This window comes from Wolbachia endosymbiont of Ctenocephalides felis wCfeJ (genome assembly GCF_012277315.1).
Taxonomy (GTDB): Bacteria; Pseudomonadota; Alphaproteobacteria; order Rickettsiales; family Anaplasmataceae; genus Wolbachia.
This window is the reverse complement of record NZ_CP051157.1, coordinates 436,107-447,825: the sequence shown is the minus strand read 5'-3', so window position 1 is coordinate 447,825 and position 11,719 is coordinate 436,107. Positions and strand designations below refer to the sequence as shown.

Genomic DNA, 11,719 nt, shown 5'->3' with positions numbered 1-11,719 from the left:
ATGTAGGACAATCTAACCTATATTAGCTATAGATAGATTAAGAAATTCTACTTCGAAACTTTTGGCATATAATTCTCATCATGTTTTGCAAACACCGTATCTGCCAAAAAGATCCCATTGTCGAACATTTTACCTTGCACAACGATACCACTTTTTTCTGAAAACATCGGAGGAAGTATTCCTTGATACTTTACCACAACGCTTTTGTTAAAATCTGTCATCTGAAAAATCACTTCATTTTCGTTATGTATTATACTATTTTCAACAACCATTCCACCAACGCGGATTGGCTTTTGCTTATCTGGTAAAATTATTGCTTCACTTACTGTATAAAAAAATGAGATATTTTCTTTGAGTGTTGTTAAGATAAGAAAAGCTATACAATTTAAAAAGAAGAAAATTACTGAGGCTATAAGTAATCGCTTATGTTTCTTCTTCATTGTTATCTTTTAGACTTTCTAGAATTTCTTTACTTTTAATATAGCGGGAAATGGTAAAGATCAACTCTCCAACAATCAGCGCAAAACCAATAAGGTAAGCAAAAATTACATATGTATTCATAATGTATTACCAATAAATAACTCACCGGCATTAAAATAAATCAAGCTTCCGTCTTTTTGCTGCAATACTAATCTACCACTTGTATCTATATCAATAAAAATCCCATCATTCAATTTGCCAGCCAACCTTACGCTGATTTGTTCATTCATTTTGAGTGCTCTTTCCAGCCACATTTCTCTTATAGCGTGAAACCCATCAAATATCCACTGTTTTCTTAGTTTATTAAAATTTGTTATTAACTTTTTTAACAGATCTGTGTTAGATACAGGCTCACTGTAACTGCTAATACACGCTGCTCCTGGAAGTGGCGCGTGACTAATATTAATCCCAACTCCTATAACTAGCCAATTTGTATTAGACTTCTTCTCAAGCAATATTCCACTTATTTTCTTACCATCAACAAAGACATCATTTGGCCATTTATATTGGAGGTTTAGATCATTCACAAATGATAGTAATGTGTTGCCAACGGCAAGAGCAGTAACAAAAGTCAATTCTGTTAATTTGCTGACATCTGCAATTTTATTCACCAACCCCTTTGCCGTCATCTCAGTGCCATCTGATATCATCTGAGTAGCAGACACTGGGATCCATTTTTCTTTTTTTCTAGATTCAAGCGTCGTGTGCTCGAATGACACCGAAAACTGGCTTTCACTTGAATAATCGTTAAAGAGATTTACTATCAAACTCACATAAAAATTACCTTCCGGAGAAACCCAGCTTTTTCCAGTGCAACCTCTACCATTTGTTTGCTTATCTGCAATAATAACAGTTTCATTTGATACTCCTTTATCAATTAAGTCCAACGCTTCCCTATTAGTGCTAGAAACTTCTTTGTAATGATAAATATGAAAGCCCTCGAATGTTTCAGGAATCACTTTATAACCCTTTAGTTACTAAATGAATTAACGAGTATAAATCTTCTACATATATAAAAAGAGTAATATTGATTAAGGAAGCCACTGAGCTGATAATGAGTAGCCCCTTAGAGTAAGTAATTTTATCTCCACTAGCCTTATCAAAATACATAGCTTTTATGATATTTAGATAGTAGTAACATGATATAACACTTGCTACTACAAGGATCAAAGATAGACTGGTAAAGCCCGAATTTATTAAACCTTTAAATATAAACAGCTTAGTGAAAAAACCTGCAAGTGGAGGTATTCCAGCCATTGAGAACAATAGTATAGAAAGATGAAAAGCTAAAATTGGGTGTTTTTTTCCAACACCAGACAAACTGGTAACATTGCAATCATCATCATCAATTTGCACGAAATATGAAAACAATCCTATGTTTGTGACAATATATATTGCCAAATACATCAAGGCACTATCTGTGCCTGTCCGTGTAAAGATAGAAAGCGAAGCCAACATGAAGCCAACATGACCAATTGAACTGTAAGCAAGCAGCCTTTTTAGATTTTTTTGGCGTAAAGCCCCCAAAGCTGAGATAAGCACAGAGAGTGCTGAAATATATAAAAGAGCAGGTTGAACATAATTTTCAACATTTACTAATTCCTCATTCATCAGTCTAATTAAAAATGTTACAAGCGCAGCTTTTGGAGCAGTAGAAAAAAACGCAGTCACTATGGTAGGTGCACCTTGATAAACATCTGGAGCCCACATATGAAAAGGAACAACAGCAAGCTTGAAACACAAGCCAATGAGAATAAAAACCAACCCAAAAACTATTCCATAGGTTACCTGGTGGTTCTTTACAAATAAACTTAACTGAGAAAAATCAATTTGTCCTGTGTACCCATAAATTAGTGACATTCCGTATAGCATAATACAGGAGGATAATGCACTAAGCGTAAAATATTTCACTCCTGCTTCGCATGAGTAGACTGAATCTTTATTAAAGCTTGCAAGAACATATAGAGGTATGCTCATAAGTTCAAAAGCTAAATAAAAAGAAATTAAACTATTTGCTGAAACTAGAGTCATCATGCCAAACAACGCAAAAAGAATCAGTATTGAAAATTCATATTTATAGTCATATTTTGATAAGTTCAGCAGTAAAAGTACTAGAATTCCCACGATAAGGACCAATCCTTGGGATGATCGGATATACAAGTTGAGTTTTAACAATGAATTAAAGAAGAAAACTTCATTATTTTCTGCTAAGAGAACTAAAGCAATCAAGGTGATCACTGTGCAGCCCAGTGCTAATAAGTTAATAGTACGGCGGTTGAACACAATTCCAAGTAGCAACAATACTAATGAGGAAACAATGGAAAATGTTTCTGGCAACACCTGTATATAACTCATAGAGTATTATATTTAACTAATAAACTTGCCATACACGGCTTTAAATAACTCAGTACAAAAGTTGGATAAAATCCAAGCAAAATAACAAACACTGCAAGCACAGTTAAGACAGAAAATTCCATGCTATCCAAGCGGTTATTCAGCAAATTAGAATAACTAACCCCCCATATTGTTTTTTTACATAAATTCAGCATATACACTGCACTCAAAATAGTGCCAAGTGTTATAAATCCTGTAAAAAACCTTATGCTCTTAAACATTCCAATCATAGCCAAGAACTCTCCTATAAACCCAGATGTTCCAGGTAGTCCGATCGAGGCCATTGAAAATAAAATGAACATAAAGCCAAATTTTGGCATCGTGTTTGCTATGCCAAAATACTTTGCAATTTCCAAAGTTCCAGTTCGAGTATATAGCATCCCAACGCATAAAAATAAAGCAGCAGAAATAAGGCCGTGGCTAATCATTTGAAATATAGCACCAAGTACTCCCTCTTCATAAAACGAAAAAAGGCCAGCAGTAACGATTCCCATGTGTGCTATTGAAGAATAAGCTATTAGCTTCTTTATATCGTCCTGAGCAAAAGCAACTAATGAAGCATATATTATTGCAATTGCACTTAACACGACAACGAAATTTGAAAAATAAAAACTTGCCTGAGGAAGCATTGGAATAGAGAATCTTAAAAACCCATATCCCCCCATTTTAATCAGCAAGCCGGCTAAAATTACAGATCCAGAAGTTGGCGATTGCACATGCGCATCGGGAAGCCAAGTGTGGAACGGAAACATCGGTACCTTTATTGCAAAAGAGACAAAAAATGCAATCCACAACAATGACTGCACTCCAAAATCAAGACTTGGCATTAACGTGGCTAATTTTTGTATATCAAATGTTCCAAAAATATTATAGATGTACACTAGTCCAAGCAAAAACAACAATGAACCGGCAAGCGTATAGAGAAACAATTTGAATGCTGCATATATCCTTTGCTTTCCTCCCCAGATACCAATAATGAAGAACATTGGTACTAAAACAGCTTCAAAGAATACATAAAAGCTTATGGCATTCAGTGAAATAAAGAAACCTATGACAAAGCTCTCGAGCAGCAAAAATAGTGCCATATATGGCTTGAGAGTCGTATAACTCATTTTGCAATTGTAGAGTATACAAATAACAAATAAGAAAGTTGTGAGTAGAAGGAAAGGTAGCGATATACCATCTACCCCTATTCCAACATTTTTCATTGGATAGCTGACAAATTGGAGATCTATGTTGTTATTATCGAATTCTATACAAGTTACAATGCTAAGCAAAAATGGAAGTACGGTAAAAAACAAGGCAAGAAGTTTTAGGTATATCGATTTATGATTGACCTTAATTAGAGATAAAATCAACGCCCCTATTAGTGGAAGCAAGAATATACTAAGTAACAACACTTTCTATTTAATTCCAATAATATACAAAGCACCAATTATTAAAGTAACAAACATAATAAACACGTAATCAAATATATAGCCAGTTTGTAACTTTATAGAACTTTTTGAGCATTCACTAACCAACCTTACAACACCGTTTGGTCCAAATGAATCAATAGCCTTGACATCACACTTCCACAGAAGCTTAGATATAAATCCCATTGGTACCACTATAAAAAGTTCATATATCTCATCAAAGTACCATTTATTCTGCAGAAATTTAAGTAAAAACTTACTTTTAATTTGTTTGATTGTTTGATAATAGTAGATTAAGTACGCAAGTATTATTCCACCTATACTTACCAAAGTCGGCAGTAATTTGATAAAGAAATTATGGGCTTCATGCTCATTTGCAACTACTAGGCTTGACTTCCAAAACACATTACTAGTTATATTCAAAGCATTTGCTCCCCATATTCCAGAAAACACCGACCCAAAAGCAAGTATTAATAGTGGTATAAGCATGGTTTTTGGTGCTTCCTGTATATTAATTTTACTTTGTTTTTGGCTGTGAAACGCAAGAAGTAATAACCTCCAAGAGTAAAATGCTGTAAAGAATGCAACAACTAAGCTTACCACAAAAGCAAAGTTATCCGCGCCATGAGCATGTTCAATTATTAAATCCTTTGAATAAAAACCCGCAAAAGGAAATATTCCAGAAAGGGCAAGAGACCCAATCCACATGAGAGTATAAGTATAAGGAATCTTCTTCCAACAATTTCCCATTTTCTGAATATTTTGTTCGTGATGCATTGTGTAAATCACATTGCCTGCACCAAGGAATAATAAAGCTTTAAAAAAAGCATGTGTCATTAAATGAAAAATAGCAATATTGTAAGCAGAAAGGCCACATGCGATGAACATATAACCAAGTTGGCTGCAGGTTGAATAAGCAATTATTTTCTTTATATCATTCTGAGTAATTGCAACTGTAGCTGCAAAAAAAGCAGTAAGTGTACCAACAATAACTATCAATTCTCTGGCTACACTTGATAGCTCAAACAGTGGAGAACATTTTGCTACTAAAAATATACCTGCTGTTACCATCGTTGCTGCATGAATAAGTGCGGAAACAGGGGTTGGCCCTTCCATTGCATCTGGCAACCAAATATGCAGGCCAAGCTGAGCGGACTTTCCCATACAGCCGACAAAAAGTAATATGCATATTATATGAATTATTTTAAATTCACAACAGAATACCTTAATGTTCTGTGTACCAAGAAGATCAGCTGTATCAAAAATTTCAGAGAATTTCAAAGAATGAAATGTGTAATAAATAAGAAAAATTCCAATTAATAGCGCAAAATCTCCTACTCTGTTTACAACGAATGCTTTAAATGCTGCATTATTTGCAGAATATTTTTGAAACCAAAACCCTATAAGCAAATAAGAGCATAGGCCAACTCCTTCCCAACCAAAAAAAAGTTGTACAAAATTGTCGCTCATAACCAGCACAATCATGCAAAACGTGAACAGCGATAAGTAAGAAAAAAACCTTGATTTTCCCTTATCACATTCCATATAGCCAATAGAATAGAGGTGAACCACTAGTGAAACAGTGGTAACAACAATTAGCATTAAAGATGAAAGAGCATCTACACTAATTGCCCAATCTACTTTTAATATACTTAATGAAAGTAGAGGAAATAAACTTAAATGATAATTTTCAGAGAAAGTGAGGAAAACGTACCAGGATAGAATTGAAGATATTCCAACCCCTACAGTTGTAATTAACTGACTAAAAATATCCCTCCTAAAAAATGCCGCAAACAATGAACCAAAAAGTGGCAAAAACACTATTAGTTTTAGTATATTCATCATATCTTCATTCTTTCATTAAGTTCGCTCGTTCAACATCTATATTGCCGCGGCTTCTGTAATATACAACTAATATTGCAAGCCCTACTCCAGATTCCGCTGCTGCAACAGTCAATACAAACATAACAAAGATTTGCCCAACTATATCATTCATAAAAGCAGAAAAAGCGACCAGGTTGATGTTAATTGCCAGTAATAATACCTCTACTGACAATAATATGTTGATTATGCTCCTGCGATTGATGAAAATACCACACACTCCGATAGTGAATAAAATAGCAGCAACTACCAAAAAATGATTTAATCCTATTTCCATTCTACTCCTTTTCCAAATTCAGCTTTGACCAACTTTACAGATGAGGATTGCGTCAATTGCTTTAATACATTCTGTCTCTTAATTTCCTTTTTCTTGTCCTGCAAAGTAAGGGCAATTGCACCTACGATTGCAACAAGTAGCAGAATACCAGAAAGGTGAAAAGCGTACATGTAGTCAGTATAGAGCAAATTACCGATGGCTTTCACGTTGTTGGCGTTATAGTTTATAACATTGCTTATATCAAGCGCTGAGCTGCGGATTACAAAGCTGATAATTAGAAAAAATACAACGCACAATATAGCGCTAAGAGTTAAATGCTTTACAAACCCCTTATGTAACTTTACGTAGTCAATATCAAGCATCATCACTACAAAGAGGAATAACACCGCAACTGCACCAATGTATACTATCAGCACCATCATAGCAATAAATTCAGCCCCAAGGAGAACAAAAAGCACTGCAGAGTTAACAAAGGTGAAAATTAAAAACAACACTGCATGGACAGGGTTTCTTACACTGATCATGCAAGCAGCAGATAAGATGCTGAGAATTGCAAAAAAATAAAAGAAAAAAGGCATCAGTATTTTAATCGCAGCAATAGTTACTAATTTAAAGTAACTATTGCTGTCAAGTCAATAGACTTCTTGCATAGTAGTATGTTGAATTCAATAGAAACGCAAAAACCTCTTGACAGTTCCAAAAAGTTCGCTTATCATGTGGCTGAAGCTATTTGTTTAACTTCCCAATCTGTACAGGTTAAAATGACAAGAGAACTTGTATTTGGCGTACTATTGTTTAATTTTTCGCACTATGTGCACTGCATGTCTTTTTAAAACTTCGGGTTTTTGCCCATACAAGCTGAAACGCGCTTATAAGTCGTTTAAGACATCACCCAACGCCGGATTTTAAAATAGAGAGTGGAATAACTAGCTACCTCGGGGTTTTATTGTCTTTTCTTCCTGTCTGGTAAATTTCTTAAATATTATAGCTTAGACTAGTTGCGTTTAAAAGCAGCTAAATTGCAGCGTTTAAAGCATAAAAACGCCAATACTGAAAATAAATACCGATCAGGACTTCTTTTGCCTTTTTCTCCATTTAGTAAATTTCTTAAATATTTATTACTAAACTAGATCCCAGTATCAAGTACTGGGATGACAAAAAAAGGGCACTGGGATGACATACACAGCCCTGTCATTCCAGCGCGTGACGCTGGAATCCAGTGAAAAAAGAATGGATCCCAGTATCAAGTACTGGGATGACAGAAAAAAAGACTACTTGGATGACATCGCTGGGCCATTCGGGTGACATCCACGATCCTGTCATTACAACGTGTAACGCTAGAACCCACAACTCTGTCATTCCAGCGCGTGACGCTGAAATCCAGCCTTATTTTCATTTTTACGCAAAATCGAAAATAAGAGGTCTCTTATATTTATTCAAGCAAATAGATAAGCCTTATTTTCATTTTTACATAGAATCGAAAATAAGAGATTTCTTATTTTCATTTATCTATTGTGTCTTAAGCCACTCCCCTGAATAGATACAATAGGATTGCAATCTTAAATGACTTACAACTTTAAGTTGGTAATGCCACAGCGGATGTCTATCCTTCATTTGAGAAATTACTATACTACGAGGATTTTAAACAGGTTCTTATATTGACCAAATCTTTCAATTGATCGTTGTTAAATTCTGTAATCCAATTCTCACCACTACTTATAGTTAAATTTGCTAACTCTTTTTTGCTTTGGATCATCTCATCAATACGCTCTTCAAAAGTACCTGTTGAAAGTAGCCTGTACACCATAACATTACGCTCTTGCCCGATGCGGTACGCTCTGTCTGTTGCTTGTGCTTCCACTGCGGGATTCCACCATAAATCGTAATGTATTACATGATTTGCTGCTGTTAAATTAAGCCCTGTTCCACCCGCTTTTAATGATACTATGAGAATATTTGACTGAAATGAGTTTTGAAAATCACTTACCATTTCATCTCGTGCTTTCAGGGGTAGGCCTCCATGTAAAAATGGTATTGTTGAATTAAACCTTTCTTCAAGTAGCCTAGTCATAATTTCACCCATCGCAGTATATTGGGTAAATATTAGTGATTCCTCTGCAAGTTCGTTAATTCCTATTAGGATTTCTTCCAGCATCTGCATTTTTCCTGATTGCTCAATGCTCGCATGCTTTTTCTTCCCAAAATGCGACGGATGATTACAAATTTGTTTTAAAGAATTGATGAGTTTTAAAATGAGTCCCTTACGTTCAATTCCTTTACTTCCTTCTATCTTTTTCATAGTTGTATTCACTACCTCTTGGTAAAGAGCTGTTTGTTCTGGAGTGAGAAAACAATATCGATTATTCTCAATCTTATCTGGTAAATCCTTAATGATGCTCTTGTCGCTCTTAAGTCTACGTAAAATAAAAGGGCTGGTTATTTTCATGAACCTTTCTAGGCAAGATTTATCTCTCTCTTTTTCAATTGGTATAGCAAAATTGGTCTTAAACTGGGTAGCACTACCTAGATAAGACCTATTAGTAAAATCAAAAATACTCCAATACTCTAACAATCTATTCTCAACAGGTGTACCACTCATAGCTATTCTACATCTTGCTTTTATAGCTTTAACTGCTTTAGTTTGTTCACTATGAGGATTTTTTATGTTCTGTGCTTCATCAATTACAAGCATAAACCATCTTACTTCGTTAAGTTCTTTCTTATCACGATATGTAAGACCATAGGATGTTAGGACTACATCATAACCACTTGTTAATTCTCGATCTTGCCCATGATAAATTAAAAGCTTTAATCCTGGTGCAAAACGTTCTACCTCCCGTTGCCAATTGCTTAAGATGCTTGTTGGAGTTACTATTAATACTCCACCTTGATCTAAAAACCCTGCATTCTTACAATATAAAATTGCTGCAATAACTTGTATAGTCTTACCAAGACCCATATCATCGGCAATTATACTACCAAACCTATTTTCTATGTTCTGTACAAGCCAGCTAAATCCGCGTTCTTGATATGGGCGTAATTGTGCTATCAGATTGTTCGGTGTAGTTACAGGTGTATAAATATTAAGTTTATTGGACAAGTCTGTAAGCTGCTGGTCAAACACTATTTTAGCTTTATCCAACTCACCTGTTAAAACAGCTTGCATGAATTCTGCTCGATTGAGAGAATTAGGTAGCCTATCAAGTCTCTTGAGTAAATCTTCCGCCCGTTTTTCATCTAGAAGTACATACTGGTCCGCAATACGCACAAGTTTTCGAGAGTGCTTGAGTAGTTTCTTAAACTCTGAAACACTAAATTCCTTATCACCTATTGCTACTCTCCAATCAAACTTTAATATGTCTTCAAACATCATGGAAATTTCGTCATCATCTTCTTCTTTTATTTTATCTTGAGTAGACAAATTAAGACTGAATTGATGCTTGGAGGCTTTTTGCAAGGATTCTGGTAAAACAACTACAATGCCAATCTCTCTTAATATTGGCAAAGTGTCTGTAAACACTGATGAGAAGCTATCTAAGTATAGAAATAATGTACTATTATTGTCGATTGATTCTTCTAATTCTGGCATATGCTCAAGCAAGAATGCAAGACCGGATAAAATACTCAGCCTTAATTCTTCGTTTTGATTAGGAAGTGCCTTATCTAGTTTCATAGGCAACTCTATACCGTCCAAAGATATTTGTATGTCAAGTTCAAACCTGTCGTAATGATCACGTACAATTAAATGAAATTTATATGGCTTATCTGTTAAGTAAAGGTGTGACAACCAAACATTAATTATTTGCGACTTTTCTTCGTCGATTGATCCATGAAACTTTTGATATTTGCCAGTAAAAAACAATGTGAAGACGCTCGCGTATTTATACTCATCAAATGATTTAGGAAAATTATCTGTTATATATCCTAAAAGGATAAGAGAAGTAGCAACATTTACTTGTTCTTCAGGCTCTATAGGAATCTCTTGATATTGAACTAAGAGAGGTGGACACATAGATGATATTTTTCTATGAAATTCTTTGACCGATTCATTAAATAAAGCAGGAACCCACCTAATTATAATTTCTCCCCTTTTGTTTTGTAGTATTTGTGGTATTAGTGCTGACTTTTTCATGAGCATACGTGCAAACCGTGAAATCATATGCATGAAGCGAAGTTCAGGATTAAGCTTGTGGAGTAACGAACTGGGAATATCATTTAAAAATTGTGCTAAATTTTTCGGTAAATTGTCATCGTCTATAAATAACTTATTTATGCCATTACTTACCTGAGTTAACTGATAACGATCACTAACAAATAGTTGAAATGTTTGCCAATTTTCAATGTTTCCCCATCTTGCAATGAATAGTTCTTCTTCCTTAAAAGACTGATTTCCAACAGGATATCTTTTCCAATGCTTGTAAGCTGTTTTTAAAATGCTATAAAAATCTTGCTCAAAAAAAAGCGGATCGCTTGTTAAGATACCATAAATGTAATTAGCAAGATCGGGGATAGTTGAAAAATTAATATTATCTAAAATTGTTTGATCAGAAGTGACTTGATCAAGTGGCTTAAGTGTATTATCAATTGTTGAGACTTTTTGAACATTTCTTAATTTCTCACCCCAAAAATCGTCAATGAATGCTAGTAAATCACAATTGCGAATGCTAAAAACCAATAAAGGATTTTTATCAATCTTTTTAGCAATAAGATAGATTACAGCAGCAATGTGCTTACAAGGTACAACCCCATCAGGACAGTTGCACTTTGCGCTTACTTCTTTCCGCTTTGAAGTAAATAATTCAATACCAAGATTATTAAGCTTATCAGAAAAATCGATCGTTCTTACTTCTTTCCATTTCAAAGAAAACAATTTAGTGCAAAAATTATTAAGCTTGTCAAACAAGCTAATTGTTTTTATTTCTTCCCAGCTTGAAGGAAACAACTTAATACCAAGATCATCGATTTTGTCAAGCAAGCTGCTTGGTAATCGTCTGTTTATTAGTCGAGACAATATGGCAGGTGAAGTTTTGATAATTTGATGAATAATACGTTTTTCTGAGGCATTGAATTCTCTTAGTATAACTTTAACCCTATATGACTGACCAGAACCACGAACTGCAGCTATGATTACATTGCCATTAATTTTAATACTAGAAACCCTTCCATCATTGGCATAGGTTTTACCACGTTGTAATCGGTTACTGCAGTAAGCTCCACCAAGACATTGAAGCCACTTCTTACCCCACAATGTTCTTCCATACATAGACACCCT

At 34.7% G+C, this 11,719-nt stretch carries 11 protein-coding genes; 2 read left to right on the top strand and 9 right to left on the bottom strand.

Annotated elements, in window-relative coordinates; translation table 11 throughout:
- Positions 1-47 precede the first annotated feature (47 nt).
- The 8 genes from ccmE to HF196_RS02090 are packed head-to-tail and all read right to left on the bottom strand — an operon-like array spanning position 48 to position 7,025.
- Entirely contained in the window at positions 48-440 is a 393-nt protein-coding gene (gene ccmE, locus HF196_RS02125) for a cytochrome c maturation protein CcmE (RefSeq protein WP_168455614.1), read from the bottom strand.
- Positions 424-561, bottom strand: coding sequence for a CcmD-like small membrane protein (locus tag HF196_RS02120; RefSeq protein WP_168455613.1), 138 nt, complete (start codon positions 559-561; stop codon positions 424-426). Before HF196_RS02120 ends, ccmE begins: the two co-directional genes overlap by 17 nt.
- A complete protein-coding gene (locus HF196_RS02115; RefSeq protein WP_168455612.1) occupies positions 558-1,439 on the bottom strand; it encodes a biotin--[acetyl-CoA-carboxylase] ligase in 882 nt (293 codons plus the stop codon). Before HF196_RS02115 ends, HF196_RS02120 begins: the two co-directional genes overlap by 4 nt.
- A gap of 1 nt (position 1,440) precedes the next feature.
- Positions 1,441-2,835, bottom strand: coding sequence for an NADH-quinone oxidoreductase subunit N (locus tag HF196_RS02110; protein WP_168455611.1), 1,395 nt, complete (start codon positions 2,833-2,835; stop codon positions 1,441-1,443).
- Positions 2,832-4,274: a complex I subunit 4 family protein gene (locus HF196_RS02105; protein WP_168455610.1), complete on the bottom strand. Its 1,443-nt coding sequence runs from the start codon at positions 4,272-4,274 to the stop codon at positions 2,832-2,834. Before HF196_RS02105 ends, HF196_RS02110 begins: the two co-directional genes overlap by 4 nt.
- A 3-nt stretch (positions 4,275-4,277) precedes the next feature.
- On the bottom strand, positions 4,278-6,134 hold the full coding sequence (nuoL, locus tag HF196_RS02100) for an NADH-quinone oxidoreductase subunit L (RefSeq protein WP_168455609.1): 1,857 nt from the start codon (positions 6,132-6,134) through the stop codon (positions 4,278-4,280).
- A 4-nt stretch (positions 6,135-6,138) separates the two neighbouring features.
- Complete coding sequence (nuoK, locus tag HF196_RS02095; protein WP_168455608.1) at positions 6,139-6,447, bottom strand: NADH-quinone oxidoreductase subunit NuoK; 309 nt, start codon at positions 6,445-6,447, stop codon at positions 6,139-6,141.
- The gene (locus tag HF196_RS02090) at positions 6,438-7,025 is read right to left on the bottom strand and encodes an NADH-quinone oxidoreductase subunit J (RefSeq protein ID WP_168455607.1); all 588 of its coding nucleotides are present in this window, start codon (positions 7,023-7,025) and stop codon (positions 6,438-6,440) included. Before HF196_RS02090 ends, nuoK begins: the two co-directional genes overlap by 10 nt.
- A 595-nt stretch (positions 7,026-7,620) precedes the next feature.
- Between HF196_RS02090 and HF196_RS05990 the strand changes: the two genes are divergently transcribed.
- Together HF196_RS05990 and HF196_RS02085 are read left to right on the top strand one after the other, a co-directional pair.
- The gene (locus HF196_RS05990) at positions 7,621-7,752 is read left to right on the top strand and encodes a hypothetical protein (protein ID WP_256359382.1); all 132 of its coding nucleotides are present in this window, start codon (positions 7,621-7,623) and stop codon (positions 7,750-7,752) included.
- The gene (locus tag HF196_RS02085; protein ID WP_168455606.1) at positions 7,703-7,987 is read left to right on the top strand and encodes a hypothetical protein; all 285 of its coding nucleotides are present in this window, start codon (positions 7,703-7,705) and stop codon (positions 7,985-7,987) included. The genes HF196_RS05990 and HF196_RS02085 overlap by 50 nt, the downstream gene beginning before the upstream one ends.
- Before the next feature lie 90 nt (positions 7,988-8,077).
- Here HF196_RS02085 and HF196_RS02080 read toward each other — a convergent pair whose 3' ends face one another.
- A complete protein-coding gene (locus tag HF196_RS02080; RefSeq protein WP_246198596.1) occupies positions 8,078-11,710 on the bottom strand; it encodes a DEAD/DEAH box helicase in 3,633 nt (1,210 codons plus the stop codon).
- Positions 11,711-11,719 lie beyond the last annotated feature (9 nt).